This is a genomic window from Nocardia brasiliensis, from assembly GCF_042691675.1.
Classification (GTDB): domain Bacteria; phylum Actinomycetota; class Actinomycetes; order Mycobacteriales; family Mycobacteriaceae; genus Nocardia; species Nocardia brasiliensis_D.
In genome coordinates this window covers 4,555,460-4,579,346 of the sequence record NZ_CP170507.1, presented here as the reverse complement: position 1 = coordinate 4,579,346, position 23,887 = coordinate 4,555,460, and the positions used below count along the sequence as shown (strand labels likewise).

The window sequence follows — 23,887 nt, the reverse complement described above, 5'->3', positions numbered from 1 at the left end:
ACGGATTCGACCCGTGTTCAAGGCAAGCGACGGTCGGCGACGAGCGCGGTGGCGTTGTCGGTTCCGCCGGTGCGAAGAGCGTTGTCCACCAGTGTCTCCGCGACGGTGGCGGGGGATTCCTCGGCGGCGAGCACGGTCTTGATCGCGGCTATGTCGAGGCGTTTGTGGACACCGTCGGTACTCAAGAGCAGTCGGCCGGTGCTGGATCCTGTAGTGGCGCGGCCGATGTCGGCGGCGCGTACGGTGCGCACCGACGTGGTGACGAGGTGGTTCAGGCGCGGTGGTGGGCAGTGACCCCGGGCCAGCCAGAACTCGGCGACGGTGTGGTCGGTGGTGATCTGGTGCAAGACGCGTCCGTTCCATCGATAGGCGCGGCAATCGCCGACCCAGGCTATGTCGCACGGTGCATCGGGGCCGTCGGCGGTAGGCAGCACGGCTACGACGAGGACGCTGTCGGCCGCCGACTGCGCGAACTGGCGTAGCAATTCGCGTTGGGCCGCAAGGATTCCGGCGGATGCGCCACCGCGGGCGCCGAACACCGCGGCAACCGCGGCCGCGGTGCGTGCTGCCCGGACCGCGGACAAGTGGTCGCCGACGCCGTCGGCGACGACGAATGCGGTGTGCCCGGTGACCGAATCGGTCACGGCGGCCGCCGCGTCGGCGTTGAGGGAACGGGAACCGCGTCTGCTCACCGACTCCCATGTCGCGCCGGTGAGGCGGACCAGGTCGGGATCGGGGCCGTCGGTGGCAGGTGCTGAGCACATGGCCGGACCTCCTCGGGTGGGACCGTGCCGATCGGCACTAGTCCAGTCAACCGCCTCGACCCGTGCAGTCGGTCACGGTTAGCCGTGCAGATCCTGTGAAGATCATTACGGTTCGGTCACTGGAGCGCAGGTCAGCTCGACGGCGACAACGGCACGGCGAGTTGGGCTTTGACCCGTTCGTAGGTCGGCAGCGTCTCGTATCTGAGCACGGACTTGTTCCGGACGAACAGGTCATTGGAGATCAGGCGATACGCGGCGAGATCCGCGGTGACCATCACTACCACGTAATCCCATTGGCCGACAACGGAATAGCACTGTTGCACGGCCGGTTCGGCAAGCACGAGGTCGCAGAACGCGAGGTATTCGTCGGCGTCGTCCTCGGCCAACTCGACCAGCACCACGGTGGTGAGCCCCATCCCCACGGCGCGCGGATCGACCACGGCGACCTCCGCGGTGATCACCCCGCCCGCGCGCAGCCGAGTGAGCCTGCGCTGAACCGCACTCGGCGACAGACCCACTCGTTCGCCGAGCTCGTGCAAGGGCTGAGTCGCGTCGACCTGCACGAGCTCGAGTAGTCGGTGATCGATATGGTCCAGCGGAAGAGCGGTCACGCAATAAATTTGCGTGAAGGCGGGAAAATTGTCAATCGCGTCCGGCGGCATCCCTTCTAGGGTTTTTCGTATGGACGATCTTGTCGATATCGGTGCGCTACGGCGGCGGGCGGGAATCAAGTGGGCGCGAGCGGGCGCGGATGTGCTTCCCGGCTGGATCGCGGACATGGACTATCCGGTGGCGGACCCGGTGCGTGAAGTGTTGCGGCGGGCCGCCGAGGGCGACCTGGGGTATCCGGAGTGGGACGACCAGCCCGATCGAAATCCGATGCGGCACGCCTTCGTCGATCGGATGCGCGATCGGTACGACTTCATTCTCGATCCGGGTCAGGTGTACGTCTTCACCGAGCTCATCCAAGTCGTGCAGGTCGTGCTGCAACTGATGACCCGTCCTGGCGACGCGGTGGCGGTGCACACGCCCGCGTACCCGCCGTTCCTGGAGACGCTGCGAGTGATGGGGCGGCGATTGGTGCCGATCCCGATGATCGAAGGGGAGCATGGCTGGACCTTCGATGCCGACCGGATGGCGGCGGATGTCCGTCTGCGCGAATGCCGTGCGTTGATACTGGTGAATCCGAACAACCCGACCGGGCACGTGTTCGATCGCGACGAACTGTCGGCGATCGCGGAGATCGCTTGTCGGCACGACCTTCTCGTGATCTCCGACGAGATCCACTCCGAGCTGACCCACGAGCAGCACCAGCACATTCCGTTCGGCTCGCTCGGCCCGGAAATCGCGGCGCGCACCGTCACGCTCAACTCCGCGAGCAAGGCATTCAATCTGGCGGGCCTGCGGTGCTGCGTCGCGCACGTGGGCGACAGCCGCGTCCGCGCGGCGCTGGACGCGCAACCACCGCAGCTGTACGGGCAGGTGAGCACCCTGAGCGTATTGGCGACCTGCGCCGCCTGGCGGGCCGGTGACCCGTGGCTGGCCGAAACGCAACGCACCCTCACCGGCAACCGTGACCTCGTCGCCGAGTCGTTGCCGCCCGAGATCCGCTACCACCGCCCCGATGCGGGCTACCTGGCGTGGCTCGACTGCCGCGCGCTCGACCTGGACCAGGACCCCGCCGCGTTCTTCCACGAGCAGGCCAAAGTCCTGCTCTTGTCCGGACCGGACTTCGGACCCGACAGCGCCGGATTCGCCCGCCTGAACTTCGCGACCTTCCGGCCGGTCCTGGAAGACATGCTCGGCCGGATGAACGACGCGGTCCACAAGCACCTCAACCGCTGACGGTCGATACCGCGGGTGCCGGAAGGCGGTCGGCGGCAGGTGGATCGCCGCCGGGCGAGCGCCGCGAGCGGAGCGGGTGAGATGACGCCTTTGCGTTCAGCGTGATGCTGACCCCTGCGGTCGCGGTGATCGGCACCGTACGCTGTGCCGCGCCGGTGACGTCGGGTGGCGCGGCGGGAGGGACGCCGGTGGCCATAGTCGCGACAGGTGGTAGGAAAGGGTACGTGTCCACAACTGTCGAAGGATCGATCCCCAACAGCAGCTCTCGCGCGGTCGACGAGGTGGTGGACCTGGTCAGCGCGCTGATCCGGTTCGATACCTCGAACACCGGCGACCTGGCCACCACCAAGGGGGAGCGTGAGTGCGCGCAATGGGTGGCCGACCAACTGCACCAGGCGGGATATACGACCGAGTACGTGGAGTCGGGCGCGCCGGGGCGCGGGAACGTTTTCGCGCGGCTCGAGGGTGCCGATTCGAGCCGGGGCGCGCTGATGATGCACGGACACCTGGATGTGGTGCCCGCCGAGGCGGCCGACTGGAGCGTGCACCCGTTCTCCGGGGCGGTGCGGGACGGCTACGTATGGGGCCGCGGCGCCATCGACATGAAGGACATGGTCGGGATGATGCTGGCGATCGCCCGCCAGTTCAAGCTCGAGGGGACGGTCCCGCCGCGCGATATCGTGTTCGCCTTCCTGGCCGACGAGGAGAACGGCGGCAAGTGGGGGTCGCAGTGGCTGGTGGACAACCGGCCCGACCTGTTCGAGGGCATCACCGAGGCGGTGGGTGAGGTCGGTGGCTTCTCGCTGACGGTCCCGCGTCCCGACGGCACCGAACGCAGGCTGTATCTGGTGGAGACGGCCGAGAAGGGGCTCGGCTGGATGCGGTTGCGCGCCAAGGCCCGCGCGGGCCACGGCTCGTTCCTGCACGAGGACAACGCGGTCACCATTCTGGCCGACGCGGTGGCGCGGCTCGGCAAACACACCTTCCCGGTGGTGATGTCGGATTCGGTCACCGAGTTCCTGGCCGCCGTCGCCGAGGAGACCGGGCTGGAGTTCGATCCGGCCAGTCCCGATATCGAGGGCCAGCTGGCGAAGCTGGGCACCATTTCCCGCATTATCGGTGCCACACTGCGGGATACGGCGAATCCGACCATGCTGCAGGCCGGGTACAAAGCGAATGTGATCCCGCAGACCGCGGAGGCCGTGGTCGACTGCCGGGTGGTGCCGGGACGCCAGGCGGCGTTCGAGCGGGAAGTGGACGAGCTGATCGGCCCGGACGTCGAACGCGAGTGGATCACCAAACTCGACTCGTACGAAACAACATTCGACGGCCACCTGGTCGACGCGATGAACGACGCGATCCTCGCCCACGATCCGCAGGGCCGCACGGTGCCCTACATGCTGTCGGGCGGCACCGACGCGAAAGCATTCGCCCGCTTGGGCATTCGCTGCTTCGGCTTCGCGCCATTGCAGCTGCCGCCGGAGCTGGACTTCACCGCGCTGTTCCACGGGGTCGACGAACGGGTTCCGGTGCAAGCACTCGAATTCGGCACCCGGGTGCTGGAACACTTCCTTCTGAACAGCTGACGACCGAAAGGACCACTGTGCCCGATTATTCGTACAACCCCTACGACGCGCTCCCGCAGCTGCCGTCGTTCACGCTGACCTCCGACGATGTGACCGACGGACAGCCGTTCGGCAACGACCAGGTCAGCGGCGTGTTCGGCGCGGGCGGCAAGGACATCTCGCCGCAGCTGTCCTGGTCCGGATTCCCCGCGGAGACAAAGAGTTTCGCGGTGACCGTGTTCGACCCGGACGCGCCGACGGCGTCGGGATTCTGGCACTGGGCGGTGGCCGACATTCCGGTAAGCGTGACCTCGCTGCCCAGCGGCGCGGGCAGCGGTGAGGAGGGCGGTGCGCTGCCGACCGGTGCGATCACTTTGCGCAACGACGGCGGGTTCGCCGGGTTCGTCGGCGCGGGGCCGCCGCCCGGCCACGGCTACCATCGCTACTTCATCGTGGTGCACGCGGTGGACGTGGAGAGCCTCGGGATCGATGCGAGCGCGAGCCCGGCGTACCTCGGGTTCAATCTGTTCTCGCACGCCATCGCCCGCGCCACGATCGTGGGCACCTACGAACAGAAGTAGCCGCGAATGACCGTGGCCCTGAGCGAAATGCTCAGGGCCACAGTTCGGTTCAGGTGCTGATGCGGGGAGCCATCACTTGACGTTGATCACCTTGTCGGAGGGTTTCTTGGCGTAAAGCGCCTCGATCTCGGCCGCGTACTTGTTCGCGATCGGGGTGCGCTTCAGCGACATCTTCGGGGTCAGCTCGTCGCCGCCGGGCTCCCAGACCGAGCCGATGATGGTGAAGCGCTTGATCTGCTCCACCCGCGACAGCTTGACGTTGCCCGTTTGCACCGCGGCCAGCACCTCGTCGATGATCTCCTGGCGGGTCGCCAGCGTCGCCACGTCGGCGTCGGTGGCACCGAACTCCTTGGCGCGCAAGGCGGCAACATCGGGGTCGAGCATGATCAACGCGGCGATGTACGGCTTGGCGTCGCCGATCGCGACGACCTGGCCGACCAGCGAGGAAACGGCCTTCACCGCGTTCTCGATATTGCTCGGCGCGATGTTCTTGCCCGCCTCGTTGATGATCAGTTCTTTCTTGCGGTCGACGATGCGCAGGTAGCCGTCCGGGTCGAGGGTGCCGACATCGCCGGTGTGCAGCCAGCCGTCGGCGTCGATCGCCTCGGCCGTCTTCTCCGGCATATTGCGGTAGCCGCGGGTGACGATGGGCCCGCGTACCAGTACTTCGCCGTCGGTGTCCAGGCGCAGTTCCATGCCGTCGACGGGGCGGCCGACCGAGCCGGGGCGCGGCTTTTCCAGCTCCGTATAGGTGCCGACACCGGTGGTTTCCGACATGCCCCACACCTCGGTCACGGTGAAGCCGAGACCGATGAAGTACTCCAGCGTCTCCGGCGGGATCGGTGCGGCACCGGAGGCCGCCACCTTCAGCTCGTCCAGGCCCATGGCGTGACGCAGTTTCGACAGCACCAGCGCCTCGGCCAGCTTGTGTTGTACGGCCAGCACCGGGCCGCCGCCCCGACCGGTGAGATCGGCTCGGGCCGCGGCGATTCCGGTCTCGATGGCCCAGTTGGCGAGCGCCTTCTTCGCCGCGCTGGATTCGGCGGCGAGCTTGCCCTCGATGCCGGCCTTGATCTTCTGCCACACCCGCGGCACGCCGAAGAAGATGGTCGGGCGGGCGTCGGGCAGCGCGGCGGCGACCTCGCGCGGGTCCGGCACGGTGGTCATCTGGATGCCGGTGAGCAGGTTGATGGCGTGCCCGGAGATGCGGTCGGCGACGTGCGCGGCGGGCAGGTAGGACACCGACCGGTCGTCCAGGCCGACCCGCAGCGGGCCGTTGACCAGCGCGATGATCTGGGCGAGCACATTGCGGTGGGTGATCTCCACGCCCTTGGGCGGACCGGTGGTGCCCGAGGTGTAGATCAGGGTGGCCAGGTCGTCGGCCTGCACCGCCCGCCAGGCGGCGTCGAAATCGAAGTCGGCGGCGGGGTTGGCCTCGACCTCGGCGAGGGTGATCGTGCCGGTGGCCGGGCCGTCGACCAGGATGATGTGCGCGAGGTCTACCCCGGCACCGGTCACCCTGTCCAGAAAGACCTGTTCTGTCACAACGACTTTGTTCGCCGCGTTGGTGAACAGGTGGGTGATCTGCTCGGGCGAGCTGGTGTTATAGATCGAGAACGGGGTCGCGCCCAGGTGCAGCGCGGCGGTGTCGATCAGATTGAACTCGGGCCGGTTGGTGAGCATGATCCCGACGGTGTCGCCGCGCCCGACGCCGAGCTCGGCCAAGCCCGCCGCGATCGCGCGCACCCGTTCGCCGTATTCCCGCCAGGTGATCTGCTGTGTTCCGCCGACCGTCCGCAACGCGACCTGCTCGGGCCGCAACGTGAGGGTTTCCTGGAATGCCTCCGGGACGGTGTAGACCGTTCTGCCCGATTCGTGCGCGAAGCCGATGTCTGTTGTCGTCATATCCCTGTTCCCGATATTCATGCCGTGAACCGCGCCTCGCGGCGTCCGCACGCGGGCGGTTCGAGACCCGATCCTGACATAATGCTGCGACGCTTCTGTCAGTTTCTCACGGGTCGGCGCGCCGGGTGTGGCGCGGCTCACTTATGGTAGCCAGGCGGCGGGGTAGTCGGGCGGCTTACTCGGGAAGTAATGCTTATGCGACCTCGTCGACGATCGGCGGGCCGACGACCGTCAGCGTTGCCTCCTCGACAGGTCGCAACTGCGGGTCGGGCGGGATCACCGGCACGGACTCGACCGCCCACGGCGGCGCGTCGGTGGGAATCCAGTGCTGCCTGCGGCGGCGCTTGGCCTCGAGATAATCACGCGCCCGCTCGCTGAGCACCCGGGTATGCAACGGCCGCACGGTGACCGCGATGCCCGCTCGTTCGAGTGCTTCCCGCTTGGCCGGGTTGTTGGTGAGCAGTTCCACCTTCCGCAAGCCGAGCCCCAACAGTCCCTGGGCCGCCACGTCGTAGGTTCTGGCGTCGGCCGGATAGCCGAGTGCCTCATAGCTGGCGAAGGTGTCGGTACCCGCACGCTCGCTTTCGCGATAGCCGCGCGCCTTGGCGATGAGGCCGACGCCGCGTCCCTCCTGCTCCAGATAGACGAGCACACCCGAACCCGCGGCCTGGATGAGGTCGAGGGCGACATCGAGTTCGGCGCCGCAATCGCAGTCGTCGGACCGCAGCGCCTCGCCGTACAGGCAGCGCGAGTGCACCCGGACCAGACAACCATCGGCGACCTCGCCGAACACCAGCAGATGCCCTCGTTCGCGGTCGTCTTCCAGGTCCAGCACGCGAACCTGCAGGTCATTCCCCTTGCGCGTAAACCGGTGGTCGGTGTCGGCAAGGCTCGACACGGGTGTGGTCAATGCTCCTCCGAAGCGAGTCTGACGATTCGATCGATCTCTGTGGCAAGTGGCATCGCACCCGGGACATCCCCGAAAGATTGCGTCGCCACCATCGCGGCAGTCGCCCAGACGTAGTCCTGTTCTTCGGCGGGGCGGCGCGTCGAAACGAGACGATATACCAGCGCGGCGGCGAAGGCAGCTTGAGCACCGGGGGAGTCTTCGAGTGCCGCGGGGAAGGGCGGTATCGCCACGTTCACTTGATCCGACCAGACCGTGCACTGGAAGTCCTCGATCGCGCACACCGACCGGACGCCGAGCGCGCGCAACCGCTGGGCGTTGTCCGCGGTGGAACCCGCGTGCACCTCCGGAACCATGGCGGCCAGGTCCGCGCTGGTACCCGCGAGATAGTCCACCACGCCGAGGTACTGGTAAAGGTATTGCGGCAGATCGACTTTCGGCGCCGGATGCACCATCAGCAGCGGTCGCGAATCCAGCCGCCGGACCGCGGCCATGACCTGCTCGATCACCGCGCTCGGCTGTTCGAAGGTCACCAGCACCGCGTCGGACGAGCTGATCGCGGCGCGGATCACCGGGCTGCGCAGGTCCTGGGTGCTCAGCCGGATACGGTCGTCCTTGCAGCCGATATTGCTCGCCGCGCCGGTGCTGGTGATCAGCACCGCGGTCACCGGGGTGGGTGCGTAGGGCACGACCTTCACCAGGTCGGTGTCGACGTTCTCGGCGCGCAGATAGTCCAGCACGCGCCTGCCCGCCTCGTCGTCGCCGACTGCGGTGATCAGCCGGACCTGCAGCCCGAGCCGCGCGGCGGCGACGGCACGGTTGAGTCCCTTTCCGCCCGGGTGTTCTTCGAAATTGCCCGGAGTGGATGTGCCGACCGGTGGGACATGGTCGACGCGGTAGATGTGATCGATCACCGCGTCGCCGAAGACCGTGACGATGCCCCGGACCTGCGGTGTGGCAACGGTTTCCGGCGGGCTCGGCGTGTGTGCGGGTCCCGAGCCGTAGACCGATTCGTTGGCGAGTAGGCCGGCGAGCTCGGTGAACGCGCGCCATTCCTGGGTGCCGCGTAGCGACCGCACGCTCGGGGCGGGTGGAATGGGGTTGGCGCACAAGGATTCGTGCAGCAGCTGCCAGTGCTCGGCCAGATACTCGCGGCGCTCGCCGAGATCGGGGGCGTAGAGCCGGTCGAGATCGACGCCGGGCTCGGTGGTTTCGCGCAACAGCCCCAGCGCCAGCACGGCGTCGACGATCAGCATCGACGATGGATTCAGGTGGCGGGCCAGTTCGCGGACCACCGGCAGCACCGCGTCCTCGCGCTCGATCCCGGCGCGGTGCGCGTGCTGGCGCACCACCAGCAGGTCGAGCAGGGGCGCGACATCGATCTCGGTGGTGCGCAACCGATCCGAACTCAAGCCGGAGCGTTTGCCCAGCCGGGTGAGGATGTTGCGAACGGCGACCGTGGCCGAGTCCTGCGGGACCATCTGTGCGCTCCACCCTCCGTGTGGCTGTAGTTGATCGTGATGATGTCCGGCTGCTCACAGTAGGCGGTTTAGCCGGGACATGAACTGGCAATTACCAAACTACAACGGCAATTGACCATTGAGAACGGCAAATGCCACACTGGTCATGGCGATACCGTCGCCCCACCAGAGAACTCGGGAGGGCCTGGTGATGAGAACGATTCAGCAGATCCGGCAGATCCGGCGACGCAGGCTGCACCGCCGCGTCGGCGCCGATACCGAGCGCGAGCCCGGCTTGCACGCGGCGTAGGCCGAAACCGCGCGCCACCACACTCGCCCCCAGCCAGCCTCAGTACGTTGCCCGCTCCGCCGCGCCAAGGGGAAGCATCGCCCGGCCCGACCCGTATTCCGTGTCATCCGGTCGCGTATTCCGCACGGGTCGGCGTTATTCGGCGACGGCTCCTCCGCGATGGAGACATGCCGTGACGATTTACGAGAACAGCCGGTCGATGACCAGCAGCGGCACGCTCGAGTGGGCGTGCCGGGTCTCCGGCGCGGACCCGGCCTGGCGGCTGAGTTGGTTGCCGACCCGGCTCACCCGTGAACAGGCCAGGGCCGGAATGGAATTGGACGAGATCCTCAGCCGGCCGGACGGGGCCGCGAATCCGCAGGCGCGGGCGCGGGCCGACGCGCTCGCCGGCGAACTGGGACTCAGTGTGCAGCAGGCACTGGCGTTGCTGCACCAGCGGATGCACGACAGGCATTCGTGAGGAACGTCGAGCCGACCACGCTCGATCCGTTGTATCGGAGGCAGCAATGACCCTTCACAGCACCGAATGGACGATCACCAGCGACCGCACCCCGGAATCCGCCTACCGCGACACCGAGGACGCCGACACCTGGCGGTTGAGCTGGTTGGCCGACCGGGCGCTGACTCGCGCCCAGGCCACCGCGGGTATGGAACTCGACGAATTGCTCAGCGACCCGCTGCGGGTGCATGACCAGGACACCGCGACCCGCGTGGACGCCTGCGCCGAGGAATTGGGCGTGCGCCGGGAGGAGGCGGTGATTCTGCTGGCACAGCGGATCGCGGCGCGACTACAGCAGCCGGTGCGGCACGCGGGTGATCCGCCCGCCGCTTGCCGCACAGGCCACGCCTATCGGTTGCGGTCGCACGTTATCGAGCCCTTCGTCCACGGGTAGGCGAGGTAACTACTCGCACAGCGAGTGTCGCCGACACGCTGGGTCAATCCGGCGTGTCGGAGACCGCGGGGAGCCGGGCGATCCGATCGACCTCGCCTGCCGTCGGCATGGCGGCGGGAATGTCGCCGAAGGACTGGGTTGCCGCCATGGCGGCGGTCGCCCACTCGAAATCGCCGCGATCCGCTGGTCGGCCCGAACTCACCAGCCGGTAGGCGAGCGCGGCGGCGAAGGCCGCGTACGCCCCGGGCGAGTCGGCCAGCACCGCCGCGAGCGAACGGGGGACGTCGAGGCTCAGCTCGGCGGAACGGACGCTGCATTCAAAACCCTCGACGGCACAGACGCAGCCGACGCCGCGCGCAAGCAACTGCGGCGCTACCTCGGATTCGAAATCCGCCGTGGGCGTTTCGGTGTCTCGGCCCGGATCGGCCACCAATTCGCACAGCTCCCTGCGGGTTCCGATCAGGTAGTCGATCCGGCTGAGGTGTTTGGTGAGGTACTGCGGTGAATCCGTCTGCGGCGTGGCCTGAACCAGCAGGCGTGGCCGTTCGTGCGCGGCGCGGACCACCGCCATCGCCTGTTCGATGACGGCGATCGGCGGCGCGAAGGTGAGCAGGACCGCGTCCGAGGAGGTGATCGCCGACCTGGCGGCGGCGCTGCGCAGATCGTCGCGGCTCAACCGGACCGCGTCCTCGCCGTCCTGGATGATGCCGGTGAAACCGCTGCTCGCGACGATGAGGGCCACGACCGGCGTCGTTTCACCGGGAACGACCTTGACCAACTCGGTGTCCACGCCCTCGCGACGCAGACACCGGATGATCCGGCGACCGGCGACGTCGTCACCCACCGCGCTGATCAACCGCACGCCGAGGCCGAGGCGAGCGGCCGCGACGGCGCGGTTGAGCCCTTTGCCGCCGAAGTGCTCCTCGAAACGGCCGCGCGCGGGCACCCCTTCCGCGGGCAGGCGGTCGGTGCGGTAGATGTGATCCACGACGGAGTCGCCGATGATGGTGAGCACGCCTCGATCCCGAGAGTCCATGCGCCACCCCCTCGGGTGCGGTTTAGTTGTGCCCCACCAGAATAAGCCGCGGCGGGCGAGATGCACCGCGTTCACGGGGCTTTCGCGACACGGCTCAGGCTTTGGCGGCGTGCTCCGCGCCGATGGCCTCGGCAATGCTCTGATACCCGTTGGCGCGCAGATGTTGTGCCAGGCCGCGGTGGATTCTGCGGGTCCAGAACAGGCCGCCGTAGATGAAACCGGTATAGCCCTGCAGCAGGGTGGCGCCCGCGCGGATGCGCTCCCAGGCCTGGTCGGCGGTTTCGATGCCGCCGACCGAGATGAGGACGAGGCGGTCGCCGACCCGGCGGTAGAGGCGGCGCAGCACGTCGAGCGAGCGGTCGGCGACCGGGGCGCCGGACAGGCCGCCCGCACCCATGGCCGCGACCTCGTCGGCGGGAGTGCGCAGGCCGTCGCGACGGATGGTGGTGTTGGTGGCGACGATTCCGGCGAGGCCGAGTTCCACCGCGAGGTCGGCGACGGCGTCGATGTCCTCATCGGAGAGGTCGGGGGCGATCTTCACCAGCACCGGCACCCGGACGCTGTCGAGCACCGCTTGCAGCAGCGGGCGCAGCGATTCCACGGCCTGCAGGTCACGCAGGCCGGGAGTGTTGGGGGAGCTGACGTTGACCACGACGAAGTCGGCGAGCGGTCCCAGCAGTGCGGCGCTGAGCGCGTAATCGGCTGCGGCCTCGGCCGGTTCGACGATTTTGGTCTTGCCGATGTTGGCGCCGATGGGTACGTCCCCGCGGCGGCCGCGCAGGTGCTCGGCAGCGGCCGCGGCGCCGAAGTTGTTGAATCCCATGCGATTGATCAGGGCATGATCGGCGGGCAGCCGGAACAAGCGCGGCGCGGGATTGCCCGGCTGGGCCTGGGCGGTGACGGTGCCGATCTCGGCGAAGCCGAAACCGAGTGGCGCCCAGGCGTCTACCCCGTCGGCGTTCTTGTCGAATCCGGCGGCCAGGCCGAGTGGCGCGGGGAAGTCGATGCCGAAGGCGGTGTTGCGCAGTATCGGATCGTCGGCGACGAGCAGTTTGGTCATGACCCAGCGAACGGGCGCGAAACGGGTGGCCAACCGCATGGTGGCGAAGACCAGGTGGTGGATGCGTTCCGGCGGAACCAGGAACATCAGGCGTAATAACAGGGCGTACATCAGCTCACATTCCCGGTTCGGGCTGGGGTAGTGCGGTTTTTCGGCGGCGCAGCAGCACCCGGCGGCTACCGTCGGTGTAGGCCCGCACGCGGGACAGTTCCCAGCCGCCGAACTCGGCCTGGATGGCCAGCCGCATGGACGCGGTCACCCGGTTCACTTCGGGTGGCAGCCGCAGCGGCACGTATTCGTAGTCGTCGCTGGTGGTTTCCCAGCCCGCGGGTAGGGCGCGTCGCCGCGCTCGCTGCTCGCGGGCTGAAGGTTCGTCGTCTGCGCGCGTTGCGGGAGCCATCACTGCCCTCTCTTCCGATCGTCCGCGCGGATCCGTTGCAGACCGGAATCGGCCGCGGATCCGACGAACATGTCACCGGTGCGCTGATCGATGGTCACCGAGTTCGGCTGCCGCACCGTGGGGAAGCGGCCCACTTCTACCGGTATGCCCGTCGACAGATCGAATCCGACGACTTCGTTGCTCTGCGTGCACGTCACCCACACGGTGTCGGACCGCTGATCGTAGGCGAGCGCGTAAGGCGAAGAGTTTACCGGGAACCGCTGACGCAGGACGAGAGGTCCGGCGCTGTAGACCAAGAGTTCGCCGCCCGCGGTGTCGGTGACGATGATCCGGCCGAACTTGTCGGAGATCATGTTGGTGGCGCCGTCGCCCGCGCGCAGCGCCAGGCCGAGGTTGTCTTCGCCGAGTTCGATCTCGGTGACCGAGGTCTGGCGGCGGTCCAGCACGGCCACGTGGTCGTCGGTGACGGCGAGCGCGTCGGCGGAGGCGAGGCCGGAGACGGTCCGGACGACCTTGCCCTCGGGGGAGAGGGTGCGGACCTTGCCGTCCGCCGTGCCGACGAGCAGGGTGCCGTCGTCGCGGCGCCGCACCGATCTGGCGTCACCGTCGACCGGGAGCTCGGTGACGGTGCCGGTGGCTACGTCGACGCGGACGATCCGCTCGGGGGCCGGGATCAGCAGCTCACCCGGTGTGCCCTGGGCCAGGCTCGCGCCGTGCGCGGGCAGCGACAGGGTGCGGAAGCCGGGGTCGGGCACGCCGCCCTGGCCGGTGCGGGTGAGCGCGGCTTGGTCGATGAGAAACAGGGCGGTGCTTGTTTCACTGCTGGCCCCGAGCGCGGCGATCTGCCCGGTACCGGCCTCGACGAGCAGCGGGCCGAGGGGATTGGCGAGTCCCATGACTTCGCCTGCGGGACGGACGGTTTCGGCGGGTGCGGCCGCGGCGGTGGCCGGATCGCGGGTGGGCAGGTCGGCACCGTCGGAGCTGGACGAGCAGCCGGTGAGCAGGATCGCGCCCGCGAGGGCAGCGGGGAGCCAGCGCATCGCGGACGATCGAACCGCGCGGTGCGTGCGACGGGTCCGGAAGGTGACCACGGAGGGCCCCGCGAACGCCGCCAATCCAACCCAGCCGCGAGGGCGCATCCTCCGAACTCCTTCTACCGACGAGTAAACCGCAACTCCACCATCTGACCATGATGGCGCACCACGGCGGCGTACCGGGGTGGCGGCGGGCGGAGAATGTCGGTGATGCGGGTTACGGTTGAGTTGAAACAGTGTCCAAATCAGGGAGATCCGGTTGATAGCCGACCATACGTCGGGATTTGCCATCGATGACGTAACCGTTGGTCCGTTCGCTCATGGGTTCGGGACCACCGGCGACGGCCGGCCGTACGCGTTTCGCACGGTCCGGTCCACCTTGACGCTGGAGATCTACCGGGCCGACCTCGACAGCGACGTGCCTGGTCCGGAGGATGTCGTCGCCGTCGCCGAGGCGCGGGTCACCGATATCGACCTCGACGACGAACGCAGCGTCGTCGCGCTGGTGCGCGACATGATCCCCGATGCCGTGCCGGTAGAAGCGGTCCCGGACCGTGAAGTGACCACCGTGCGCGCGTTGCTGGGAAGAATAAGCTCCGTGATTGATGGTATGTAGATGGTGATGCCATACACATTTCTCGCCCGCACCGCGCTGACCGCGACCGGCCTCCTCCTGGTGGCCGCGACCGCGGCATGCAGCACCGGACCGGACGAGGCGGCCGTCGACGCCGCACGTTCGTCGGCCAACGCGTCACTGTCCGCCTCCATCACCACGTCCTCCATCGCCGCACACCCGCCGCTGCCGACCGCCGCTCAGCTGGACGCGCAGATCAAGCGGGCGCTGGACCCGAACCTGCCGGACAGTGAACGCACCGACCTCATCGAGGACGGCGACGCCTTCCGCACCGCGATCCCCGACATGTACAAGGCGCTGCAGGACAATCCGCGTGCTGTCTACGGGGTCACCGACCCGGTGTTCGACAATCACGACGGCACGCTCACCGCGACCATGCGCCTGGACAAGGACGGCACCGGGACCGCGGTGCGCACGACGGTGGTGCACTTCGTGCTGATCGACGGCAAGTGGAAGATCTCGCGCACCGATCTGTGCGGCATCCTGCGGTCCGCCGATTACCGCACCCCGGCCTGCGGCTGACTGTGTCGGCTGTGCGGAGTCCGCGGGTTTCGTCGGGTGGATCAGGTACTTCGTCGGACGAGTTGCACTCCGGATTGCTGCGGTGGGGCAGGTTCGTCTATCGCCATCGCCTACTTGTACTCGGCGTGTTCGCGCTGGCGGTGCTGGCGTCCGGTTTCTACGGTCGCGGTCTGGTGGACCGGCTGACTCAGGAAGGTTGGTTCGACGAGTCCAGTGAGTCGGTGGCGGCGTCCAAGATCGCCGACGCGACCTTCGGGCGCGACACCGACAGCGACCTGATCCTGCTCTACACGGCGCCACCGGGGACGACGGTCGATGATCCGGCCGTGCGATCCGCGGTGACCGGTGCGCTGAGCGGGCTGCGCGCGCGGTTTCCGGACCGGATTCTGAAGATCGACAGTTATTGGGACAGTCCGTTCGCGGCGAACGCCACCGATGCCTCGCGCACCCACGCGTTCGCCAGCGTCGGGCTGCGGGGTGAGGGCACGGCCACCGTCGAGAACTATTCGGCGATCAAGGACGAGTTGGGTGCCGGGCGCGACGGTGGTGGGCCCGGCCGCACTACGGTCCAGCTGGCCGGGTTGCAGCCGGTGCTGGCCGGTCTCAATACCGGTATGCAGAACGACATCCATCGGGCCGAGCTGATCGCGTTGCCGTTGGTGGCGATTCTGTTGTATTTCGTGTTCGGCGGGGTGATCGGGGCGCTGCTGCCGGTGGTGATCGGCGGGATGACGATCATGGGGACCGCGGGGATCATGCGGGTGCTCACCGGAGTCATCGATGTGAACGTATTCGCCAGCACCGTCATGACTTTGGTGAGTCTCGGGTTGGCCATCGACTATGGATTATTCACCGTCACCCGGTTCCGGGAGGAACTTGCCGCGGGGCGCAGTGTGGAGGAGGCGACCGCGCGCACCGTCGCGACCGCGGGGCGCACCGTGCTGTTCTCGGCGGCGATCATCGCGGTCAGTCTCGGCGCGTTGTTCATCTTCCCGAACGGGGTGCTGCGGTCGGTGCCCTACGGCGGCATCAGTTCGGTGCTGCTCGCCGCGTTGCTCTCGGTGACCGCGTTGCCTGCCGCGCTGAGCATCGCGGGGCGGCGGATCGACTTCTTGGGCTGGAAACGGTTCTCTCGTAGCAAGACCGAGGCGCAGATCGATGCCGGGTTCTTCTCGCGTCTCGCGCAGTGGGCGATGCGGCGTCCGTGGGCGGTGGCGGTGCCGATCGTGCTCGCGCTGCTGGCGTTGAGCATTCCGTTCCGCAACATCGAATTCGGCGGGATCAGCGAGAAATATCTGGGGGCCGACAATCCGGCCAGGGTGGCGCAGGAGCGGTTCGACGAGCTGTTCCCGAGTTTCCGCACCGAGCCGTTGAAACTTGTTGTGCTGGGTGCTGATCCGCAACAGCTCAGCGATATTCGGTACGCGGCGAGCCGAATCCCTGGGCTCACTGGACGATTCGAACCGTCGGTGCCGACCAAGGACGGCATCAATGTGCTGCAGGCCGGGTTGGCGGACAAGCAGGATGCCGATCGGGTGATCTCGGCGTTGCGGGCGATTCCGGAACCCGCAGGGGTGGAAGTGATGGTGGCCGGAGTGCCCGCGCTGGAACGCGACAGCATCAACGGGTTGCTGCGTGGGCTGCCGTTGCTGGTAGCCATTCTCGCGGCGGCGGCTCTGGCACTGATGTACGCGGCGTTCCGGTCGATCGTGTTGGCGGTCAAGGCTGTAGTGATGAGTGCGTTGAGTTTGGTGTCGACGCTGGGCGTGCTCACCTGGGTGTTCGTCGAAGGTCATGGGTCAGGGGTATTCCATTTCACACCCGGCCCGTTGATGTTCGCCGTGCTGGCGCTGATCGTGACCGTCGTGTTCGGCCTATCCACCGACTACGAGGTCTTCCTGCTGTCCCGAGTAGCCGAGGCCCGAGCGGGCGGCGCCGACCCACCCGAGGCGATCCGCTACGGCATAGCCCACACCGGCGCCGTAATCACCTCCGCCGCAGCAATCCTCATCGTAGTAACCGGCGCCTTCGGCTTCTCCGACCTGGTCCTGATGAAGTACATCGCCTACGGCATGATCGCCGCCCTGATCCTCGACGCCACCGTAATCCGCATGCTCCTCACCCCCGCCGTCCTGAAACTGATCTGGCGCTGAACCAGCCGGGCCCGCCGAACGGGACATGGTCGCGACGAACGTCGAGTGGGCGCCCGGTGGTGTCCCGCTCGTGTCTCCGCTACCCGGGTGTGGCCTGTCGAGGGGGACGTGGCTGAGGGGTTTGTCGAGTAAGGGCTCGGTGGTGTCCCGTTCGATGATCGCGTTCCTGCCGAGGTCGGCAACGACGAAGGCGCGTGACCGCCCAAGGTTGCCGTGATCGGCCAGGGTGCCGTGCTGGCCGCCTAACTGTGCTTGCCTGCGGCTGGAGACGCCGTCGGCCGCGTTGAGCGGCATGTGGCTGCGGCAACGTGGAGTACTGCCCTCCATCATGTGCCACTCGCGGGCCAGTAGTGGAATCGTCGCCACCGGGCGGGACATGGTTGCGACGAATGTCGAGTAAGGGCTCGGTGGTGTCCCGTTCGTGTCTCCGCTACCCGGGTGTGGCCTGTCGAGGGGGACGTGGCTGAGGGGTTTGTCGAGTAAGGGCTCGGTGGTGTCCCGGTCGTGTCTCCGCTACCCGGGTGTGGCCCTGTCGAGAGGGCGTGGCTGCGGCCGATGTCGGGTGAGGGCTCGGGTGTGGGGCCCCGTTCGATGGCCAGGAGCGGAGTGGGCCAGCCAGCGGGGCGGGCCAGCCAGCCAGCCAGCCAGCCGGGCGGGCCAGCCAGGCGGGCGGGCCAGCCAGGCGGGCGGGCCAGCCAGGCGGGCGGGCCAGCCGGGCGGGCGGGCGGGGCGGCCAGCCGGGCAGCCAGCCAGGCTGGCGGGCGGGGCGGGCCAGCCGGGCGGGCGGGGCGGTCAGCCGGGCGGGCGGGGCGGTCAGCCAGGCGGGCGGGGCGGTCAGCCGGGCGGGCCAGCCGGACTGGGCGGTCAGCGGCGGACGGGGAGGACTAGTTGGGCGCCGGTTAGGGGGTGGTTCAGGACTTCGACGGGGTGTTGGTAGACGCGGGTGAGGAGGTCGGTGGTGAGGACCTGGCGGGGTGGGCCGTCGGCGGCGATGCGGCCGGATTCGAGGACGGCGACGCGGTCGGCGTAGGCGGCGGCGATGCCGAGGTCGTGCAGGACGACGACGACGGCGGAGCCGGCTGCCGCGCGTGCGGTGGCGAGGCGGAGGACGGCTTCCTGGTGGCCGAGGTCGAGGGCGGCGGTGGGTTCGTCGAGGAGCAGCGTGCCGGTGTCCTGGGCGAGGACCCGGGCGAGGGCGACGCGGGCGCGTTCACCGCCGGAGAGCGTCGGAAAGGACCGGGCGGCAAGGTGTTCCACGTCGGCGGCGGCCATGGCGGCGGCGATGCGCTCGTCATCGAGTTCGCGGCGCTCGGTGCGTACCCAGGGGGCGCGGCCCATCGCCACGACTTCACGGGCCGTGAACGGGAAACCGACAGTGTGGGTTTGGGGCAGCACGGCCCGCCGCCGCGCCATGTCCAGCGGCGACCAGTGCGTCAACGCCCGCCCCTCCAGTTCTACCGCCCCTTCGCTCGGCGTGAGTTCCCCGGCCAGCGCGGCAAGCAAGGTGGACTTGCCAGCCCCATTGGGCCCCACCAGCGCAACCACCTCACCCGCGACAACATCGAAGTCCACCGCCTCGAGCACCCGTCGCTGCGCCGTATGCGCCCCCCGCCGATCCACACTCACCCCCCGCGCCCGCAACGTAACCGCGCCCTTCTCCGGTTCCGCAGGCAACTCATGCGTCCGCGCGAACACCGCCCCCAACCCCTGCCGAACCCCGTTCACCAGTCACCCCCAACCCACCGAACCCCAGCCCCCACAGAGCTACCACCCACCCCACAGCCCCCGCAGCCGCGGTGAGGTGCACCGAAACCTTGTGAGCCCCAACGCAAATGGGTAATCATGCCCATCCTCCGGCGCGGGCGCGGGTGCGGCGGAGCAACCAGAAGAAGAAGGGGCCGCCCACGAGGGATGTGAGCATGCCGAGGGGGAGGTCGGCGTTGTGGACCAGGGAGCGGGCGCCGACGTCGGCGGCGAGCAGGACGACGGCGCCGAGGATGGCGCTCAACGGGATCAGGACGCGGTGGGCGGGGCCGACGAGCATCCGGACCAGGTGCGGGACGATGAGGCCGACGAACAGGACGATGCCGGTGAACGCGACGCCTGCGGTGGCGAGTATGGCGACGACCAGGATGACGTTGCGGCGCAGGCGTTCCACGTCGACGCCGAGGTGCCGAGCGGAGGCTTCGCCGAGGGCGAGGAGGTCCAGGCGCGGGGCGATGAGGATGGCGGCGGTGACACCGACGGCGGTGAGGATCGCGACAACGGTAACCGAATCCCAGTTGGCGCCATTCAGTGAACCCAACTGCCAGAACACGATCTGATCGCGCGCGGCGGGCGAGGCGACGAACAGCAGAAAGGCGATCAGCCCACCCGCGAAGGCGTTGATCGCGACACCGGTCAGCACCAGCGTGACCACCTCGGTACGCCCATTGGACCGCGCCAGCAGATACACGAGCAGCGTGGTGGCCAACCCCGAGACGAACGCCGCCCCGGCAACCGACCAGGCCGCGACGAACGCCCCACCGACCACGATCATGGTGCCCGCCCCGACCGCGGCCCCGGCCGACACCCCGATCACCCCGGGTTCGGCGAGCGGATTCGCGAACACCCCCTGCAACAGCCCGCCTGCCGTCGCGAGCGCCGCACCGACCAGCATGGCCAGCAGCACCCGAGGAAACCGCACCTCCCACAGCGTCACTTCACCGGCGGGATGCGCGGGCATCGGCCCCCAATCCAGCCCGATCCGATGCAGCACACTGCCCGCCACCTCGGCAGGCGTGGTCGGCACCTGCCCGATGGCGGCCGAGGCGAGCGCGAGCGCGATCAGTCCGGCGATCGCGACCGCGAACACCAGCGTGGTGCGCGAACGCCCGCGTGACTTGGACGAGGGCGGGTCCGCCGGTTCGATCTTGGTGGCCGATCCGGTCATGCGGGCCGAGCGCCGTAGACGGCCTCGCTGAGCGCCGTGATCACCCGGCCGGTGTTGGGGCCGAAGCTGAGCAGCACCGAGTCGGACATGTCGACGATGCGCTTGTTCCGCCCGGCCGGTGTCTGCGCGATGCCGGGCACCTTCTGCAATCCGTCAACTCCGCCAACGGATTTCAAACCATCCGACATCACCAGCAGCACGTCGGGCGCGGCACCGATCATCGCCTCACTGGTGATCGAGACGAACGGCTCGGGCAGTCCGGCGCCCGCGTCTTTGGCACCGAGGGCCGCGATGAGCGAGTCCGCACCGGAACCGGGTCCGGCGAGGAAGGTGATGGCGGTGCTGCGCAGGTAAAGGAACGCGATGGTGAGCTGCGGATCCTGCTCGGGCACCGCGGCGGTGGCGGCGGCGATCTCGTCGCGGGTGCGTTTCGCGAGCGCCTTCCCGCTGTCGGGCACGCCGAGCGCGGCGGCGACGGCCTCGATCTGCGGGCCGACACCCTCCATGGTGCGCTGCGGATCGAAGAAGACGACGGTGACACCGGCCGCGCGGAGCTGCTCACGAAGGGCGGGCGTCACACTGACGGTGTCGGTGAGGAACACCGAAGGCCGTTGCTCCAGCAGTCCTTCCACGTTCAGCGAGCCGTTGCCGCCCGCCACGTTGGGCACGTCACGGACGGCGGGGAAGGCGGCGGTGGTGCTGCGGCCGGTCAGCTTGGATCCCATGCCGAGCGCGTACACGATCTGCGCGAGGGTGCCGTAGCGGTCGACGGCGACGATGCGGCTGCTGTCGGTGACGGTGACATCCGAACCGTCGAAGGACCGCACCGTAACCGGCAGCGTCGGCGTGGGTTCGGGCCCGATCGGCACCGGATCGAGATCGGTCAGCGTCGCGGTGGCCGGACCACGCTGCCCGGCGGCTGGTGCCGCTTTGTCGGTGCCGCACGCAGCCGAGGCCACCACCAGGGTCAGCGCCAGCAGCGCGAGAACACAGCGCGCCCAGCCGGATCGGATACCGGTGACCCAGGTCTGCACGGACGGGCTTCCGGACCTCGCACTCATGAAGGTAAGCCTAAGACGTGCCCCACGACGCCGGGCATCGGGTCGGCGCCGTTCACATCGCCCCGGGCGCTGATCGCACCGCCCCTGGCGCCGTTCACATCGCCCCTGGCGCTGATCGCATCGCCCCTGGCGCTGTTCACATCGCCCCTGGCGCTGATCGCATCGCCCCTGGCGCTGATCGCATCGCCCCTGGCGCTGATCGCATCGCCCCTGGCGCTGATCGCATCGCCCCTGGCGCTGATCGCATCGCCCCTGGCGCTGATCGCATCGCCCCTGGCGCTGATCGCATCGCCCCTGGCGCTGATCGCATCGCCCCTGGCGCTGATCGCATCGCCCCTGGCGCTGATCGCATCGCCCCTGGCGCTGATCGCATCGCCCCTGGCGCTGATCGCATCGCCCCTGGCGCTGATCGCATCGCCCCTGGCGCTGATCGCATCGCCCCTGGCGCTGATCGCACCGCCCCGGCCGCCGAACGCACCGCCCCGGGCGCCGATCACACCACCCTCGCCTCTGTCACTCGGTACGGGCACTGACATCGTCCAGTGCGGCCGCGATGGCGCGCGGCAGTTCGAGGGCTTCCGCGGCGAGCACGCCGGTGAGCTGCCCGATATCGCGCGCGCCGACGATCATGCTCGCCACGCCAGGCCGGTCCCGAATCCAGGCCAGCGCGACCGCCAACGGCGACGTACCCAACCCGTCGGCAGCGGTGACCAGCGCGTCGACCACCCTGGTCGCGCGTTCGTCGAGGCTGCTGCGGATATCGGCCGCGGTGGCCTCGTCCGCGCCGCGCGAATCGGCGGGAACACCGTCGCGATACTTGCCGGTGAGGATGCCGCCCGCGAGTGGCGCCGACGCGATCACGCCGACGCCGTGGTGCAGCGCGGCGGGCACGAAATCGGTTTCCGCGTCGCGGGCCAGCAGCGAGTACGGCGTCTGCGCGACGCTGACCGGCACGACGGCGGCGAGGCTGGCCAGCTGCCAGGCACCGAAGCCACGGACCCCCGCGTAGCGGACCTTGCCGGACCGCACCACCTGTTCCAGGGTGGCCGCGACTTCATCGAGCGGGGTCCGCGGATCCCATACCGCGACATTCCAGATATCCAGATGATCGGTGCCGAATTCGAGCAGCGTCCGGTCGAGCTGCCGCAGCAGAGCGCGGCGAGAGGTATCGATCGCGATATGGGTCGCGTCCGGCACGGCCGGTCCTGCGGGCGCGGGCATCACTCGCGGCGCGATACCCGCGCAGCCGCTGAGCACCAGATCGTCGCGGGAGACCAGGTCGCCGAGCAGTTCCGCCAGGATTCGCTGCGCACCACCACCGGCGTAGGCAGGGGAAGTGTCGACGAGCGTGCCGCCCGCCTCCACGAACGCCGCCAGTTGCACCGACGCCTCGTCGGCATCCGTATGCGAACCCCAGGTATGGGTCGCCAGCCCTATCCGGGACACCCGTAGGCCGCTGCGGCCGACCGTCCGCTGTTCCATCACCGTGTCCGCGCAATCGTCACGGCGCCAAGCCTAGAGCGTGCGCGGGCATGCGGCCGCCTACCCGCACAGCGCCTCGCGCGTCGCGGGCGGAATCGGCGAACCACCGTGCGGGCAGCCGAGTTACCGAACCGGGCCGCGGCTGTGCGGCAGGTCAGAGATGCCTGTGAACCCGCTGCGGCCGCCGGTGCGGGCATGCCGCTACGGCCTCGACACTGTACTGTCGCTGCGGGATTGCGGCGGTCATCACTCGCCCGCGACCCGGGTTGACCAATTGCCCAGTCGGAACAGTTCTTTCGGGCAAGAACAGATGGAGGCGGCATGAGACACCAGGAGGCTGCGTGACGGGCGAATCGATGACCTGGGTGCAGGCGCTGGTGCTCGGACTCGTGCAGGGACTCACCGAGTTCCTGCCGATCTCGTCGTCGGCGCATCTGCGGATCGTGTCGGGCGTGTTCTTCGGCGACGACGCGGGCGCCTCGTTCACCGCCGTCACCCAGCTCGGCACCGAGGCCGCCGTCCTGGTGTATTTCGCCAAGGACATCTGGCGGATCGTGCAGGCCTGGTTCACCACGGTGCTGCGCAAGTTGAGCGCGTCGTCCAGGCAGACGGTGCCGATCACCGACCAGGTCACGACGAAACTGCCGATCTGGAATGCCGCCCAGGCGGGCTACCTCGACGAGGACACCCAACGCGAGCTGGACTACCGCATCGGCTGGTATGTGATCATCGCCACCATTCCGATCGGCGTGCTCGGTTACCTGTTCAAGGACGTGATCCGCACCGCGGCCCGCAACCTGTGGCTCATTTCGTTCATGCTGATCGCGTTCGCGCTGGTCATCGCGGCCGCCGAGTACTACGGACGTAAGCAGCGCCCGATAGAGCAGCTGACCACCCGGGACGGCCTGGTGATGGGGTTCGCCCAGTGCCTCGCGTTGATTCCCGGTGTGTCGCGTTCCGGCGCCACCTCGTCGGCGGGGCTGTTCCTCGGGCTGACGCGCGAAGCGTCCGTGCGATTCTCGTTCCTGCTGGCGATTCCCGCCGTCACCGCGTCCGGCTTGTTCAGCATCCCGGACGCCTTCAAACCCGCCGGTGAGGGGCTCAACGCCAGCGGCGCGCAGCTGATCGTGGCGACGCTGCTCGCGTTCGTCGTCGGGTACGCGTCGGTGGCGTGGCTGCTGAAGTTCGTCGCGAAGCATTCGCTGGACTGGTTCGTCGGCTACCGGATCGTGCTCGGTCTGATCGTGATGGGGCTGCTGGCGACCGGGGTTGTGTCGGCCACATGAAATCAGCATCGCGGAGCGATTCCATGAGGGGCGGGGGCCGGGCGACGGGTGGGCTTA

General features: G+C 68.5%; 23 protein-coding genes. 9 read left to right on the top strand and 14 right to left on the bottom strand.

The window, feature by feature from the left end:
- Nucleotides 1-17: 17 nt before the first annotated feature.
- Nucleotides 18-764 carry a PP2C family protein-serine/threonine phosphatase gene (locus tag ACFK0J_RS21115; RefSeq protein ID WP_378729808.1) on the bottom strand — a complete coding sequence of 249 codons (747 nt, stop codon included), beginning with the start codon at nucleotides 762-764 and terminating at the stop codon, nucleotides 18-20.
- A 131-nt stretch (nucleotides 765-895) separates the two neighbouring features.
- Nucleotides 896-1,375, bottom strand: coding sequence for an Lrp/AsnC family transcriptional regulator (locus ACFK0J_RS21110; protein WP_378729806.1), 480 nt, complete (start codon nucleotides 1,373-1,375; stop codon nucleotides 896-898).
- 70 nt (nucleotides 1,376-1,445) lie between these two features.
- Between ACFK0J_RS21110 and ACFK0J_RS21105 the strand changes: the two genes are divergently transcribed.
- The 3 genes from ACFK0J_RS21105 (at nucleotide 1,446) to ACFK0J_RS21095 (ending at nucleotide 4,755) form a co-directional block, all read left to right on the top strand.
- Entirely contained in the window at nucleotides 1,446-2,609 is a 1,164-nt protein-coding gene (locus tag ACFK0J_RS21105) for a MalY/PatB family protein (protein ID WP_378729804.1), read from the top strand.
- Nucleotides 2,610-2,833: 224 nt separating this feature from the next.
- Nucleotides 2,834-4,195 (top strand): M20/M25/M40 family metallo-hydrolase, encoded by a 1,362-nt coding sequence (locus ACFK0J_RS21100; RefSeq protein ID WP_378729802.1) that lies wholly within the window; start codon nucleotides 2,834-2,836, stop codon nucleotides 4,193-4,195.
- A 17-nt stretch (nucleotides 4,196-4,212) separates the two neighbouring features.
- Nucleotides 4,213-4,755: a YbhB/YbcL family Raf kinase inhibitor-like protein gene (locus ACFK0J_RS21095; protein WP_378729800.1), complete on the top strand. Its 543-nt coding sequence runs from the start codon at nucleotides 4,213-4,215 to the stop codon at nucleotides 4,753-4,755.
- Between the two features lie 72 nt (nucleotides 4,756-4,827).
- Here ACFK0J_RS21095 and ACFK0J_RS21090 read toward each other — a convergent pair whose 3' ends face one another.
- The 3 genes from ACFK0J_RS21090 to ACFK0J_RS21080 all read right to left on the bottom strand — a co-directional run bounded on the left by ACFK0J_RS21090 (nucleotide 4,828) and on the right by ACFK0J_RS21080 (nucleotide 9,048).
- Nucleotides 4,828-6,660 (bottom strand): AMP-dependent synthetase/ligase, encoded by a 1,833-nt coding sequence (locus ACFK0J_RS21090; protein ID WP_378729798.1) that lies wholly within the window; start codon nucleotides 6,658-6,660, stop codon nucleotides 4,828-4,830.
- A gap of 193 nt (nucleotides 6,661-6,853) precedes the next feature.
- A complete protein-coding gene (locus ACFK0J_RS21085; RefSeq protein WP_378729796.1) occupies nucleotides 6,854-7,570 on the bottom strand; it encodes a GTP cyclohydrolase II in 717 nt (238 codons plus the stop codon).
- A complete protein-coding gene (locus ACFK0J_RS21080; protein ID WP_378729793.1) occupies nucleotides 7,567-9,048 on the bottom strand; it encodes a PfkB family carbohydrate kinase in 1,482 nt (493 codons plus the stop codon). Before ACFK0J_RS21080 ends, ACFK0J_RS21085 begins: the two co-directional genes overlap by 4 nt.
- Before the next feature lie 461 nt (nucleotides 9,049-9,509).
- Here ACFK0J_RS21080 and ACFK0J_RS21075 point away from each other — a divergent pair, with 461 nt between their 5' ends.
- Together ACFK0J_RS21075 and ACFK0J_RS21070 are read left to right on the top strand one after the other, a co-directional pair.
- Nucleotides 9,510-9,797 (top strand): hypothetical protein, encoded by a 288-nt coding sequence (locus tag ACFK0J_RS21075; RefSeq protein WP_378729791.1) that lies wholly within the window; start codon nucleotides 9,510-9,512, stop codon nucleotides 9,795-9,797.
- 46 nt (nucleotides 9,798-9,843) lie between these two features.
- Nucleotides 9,844-10,230, top strand: a complete 387-nt coding sequence (locus tag ACFK0J_RS21070; protein ID WP_378729789.1) for a hypothetical protein — start codon at nucleotides 9,844-9,846, stop codon at nucleotides 10,228-10,230.
- A gap of 43 nt (nucleotides 10,231-10,273) precedes the next feature.
- Here the strand turns inward: ACFK0J_RS21070 and ACFK0J_RS21065 are convergent, their stop codons facing one another.
- The 4 genes from ACFK0J_RS21065 to ACFK0J_RS21050 all read right to left on the bottom strand — a co-directional run bounded on the left by ACFK0J_RS21065 (nucleotide 10,274) and on the right by ACFK0J_RS21050 (nucleotide 13,766).
- Complete coding sequence (locus ACFK0J_RS21065) at nucleotides 10,274-11,266, bottom strand: PfkB family carbohydrate kinase (RefSeq protein ID WP_378729787.1); 993 nt, start codon at nucleotides 11,264-11,266, stop codon at nucleotides 10,274-10,276.
- Nucleotides 11,267-11,360: 94 nt separating this feature from the next.
- Nucleotides 11,361-12,437: a quinone-dependent dihydroorotate dehydrogenase gene (locus tag ACFK0J_RS21060; RefSeq protein WP_378729785.1), complete on the bottom strand. Its 1,077-nt coding sequence runs from the start codon at nucleotides 12,435-12,437 to the stop codon at nucleotides 11,361-11,363.
- A gap of 4 nt (nucleotides 12,438-12,441) precedes the next feature.
- Entirely contained in the window at nucleotides 12,442-12,726 is a 285-nt protein-coding gene (locus ACFK0J_RS21055) for a DUF5703 family protein (protein WP_218469123.1), read from the bottom strand.
- Complete coding sequence (locus ACFK0J_RS21050) at nucleotides 12,726-13,766, bottom strand: YncE family protein (protein WP_378729783.1); 1,041 nt, start codon at nucleotides 13,764-13,766, stop codon at nucleotides 12,726-12,728. Before ACFK0J_RS21050 ends, ACFK0J_RS21055 begins: the two co-directional genes overlap by 1 nt.
- Nucleotides 13,767-14,139: 373 nt before the next feature.
- Here ACFK0J_RS21050 and ACFK0J_RS21045 point away from each other — a divergent pair, with 373 nt between their 5' ends.
- Genes ACFK0J_RS21045 through ACFK0J_RS21035 form a run of 3 tightly spaced genes read left to right on the top strand, consistent with a single transcriptional unit; the run spans nucleotide 14,140 to nucleotide 17,069 of the window.
- A complete protein-coding gene (locus ACFK0J_RS21045) occupies nucleotides 14,140-14,376 on the top strand; it encodes a hypothetical protein (RefSeq protein ID WP_378729781.1) in 237 nt (78 codons plus the stop codon).
- Entirely contained in the window at nucleotides 14,377-14,916 is a 540-nt protein-coding gene (locus ACFK0J_RS21040; RefSeq protein WP_378729779.1) for a hypothetical protein, read from the top strand.
- 2 nt (nucleotides 14,917-14,918) lie between these two features.
- The gene (locus ACFK0J_RS21035; RefSeq protein WP_378729777.1) at nucleotides 14,919-17,069 is read left to right on the top strand and encodes an MMPL family transporter; all 2,151 of its coding nucleotides are present in this window, start codon (nucleotides 14,919-14,921) and stop codon (nucleotides 17,067-17,069) included.
- An 864-nt stretch (nucleotides 17,070-17,933) separates the two neighbouring features.
- Here ACFK0J_RS21035 and ACFK0J_RS21030 read toward each other — a convergent pair.
- From ACFK0J_RS21030 to ACFK0J_RS21010, 5 genes are all read right to left on the bottom strand, one after another.
- Complete coding sequence (locus tag ACFK0J_RS21030; RefSeq protein WP_378729775.1) at nucleotides 17,934-18,794, bottom strand: heme ABC transporter ATP-binding protein; 861 nt, start codon at nucleotides 18,792-18,794, stop codon at nucleotides 17,934-17,936.
- Between the two features lie 115 nt (nucleotides 18,795-18,909).
- Nucleotides 18,910-20,001, bottom strand: coding sequence for a FecCD family ABC transporter permease (locus ACFK0J_RS21025; protein WP_378729773.1), 1,092 nt, complete (start codon nucleotides 19,999-20,001; stop codon nucleotides 18,910-18,912).
- Nucleotides 19,998-21,062, bottom strand: coding sequence for a hemin ABC transporter substrate-binding protein (locus ACFK0J_RS21020; protein ID WP_378729771.1), 1,065 nt, complete (start codon nucleotides 21,060-21,062; stop codon nucleotides 19,998-20,000). The genes ACFK0J_RS21025 and ACFK0J_RS21020 overlap by 4 nt, the downstream gene beginning before the upstream one ends.
- Complete coding sequence (locus ACFK0J_RS21015; protein ID WP_378729769.1) at nucleotides 21,059-21,559, bottom strand: hypothetical protein; 501 nt, start codon at nucleotides 21,557-21,559, stop codon at nucleotides 21,059-21,061. The genes ACFK0J_RS21020 and ACFK0J_RS21015 overlap by 4 nt, the downstream gene beginning before the upstream one ends.
- 16 nt (nucleotides 21,560-21,575) lie before the next feature.
- Entirely contained in the window at nucleotides 21,576-22,544 is a 969-nt protein-coding gene (locus tag ACFK0J_RS21010) for an aldo/keto reductase (RefSeq protein ID WP_378729767.1), read from the bottom strand.
- Between the two features lie 356 nt (nucleotides 22,545-22,900).
- On the opposite strand from ACFK0J_RS21010, the gene ACFK0J_RS21005 reads away from it, so the two are divergent.
- On the top strand, nucleotides 22,901-23,830 hold the full coding sequence (locus tag ACFK0J_RS21005) for an undecaprenyl-diphosphate phosphatase (protein ID WP_378742950.1): 930 nt from the start codon (nucleotides 22,901-22,903) through the stop codon (nucleotides 23,828-23,830).
- Nucleotides 23,831-23,887 lie beyond the last annotated feature (57 nt).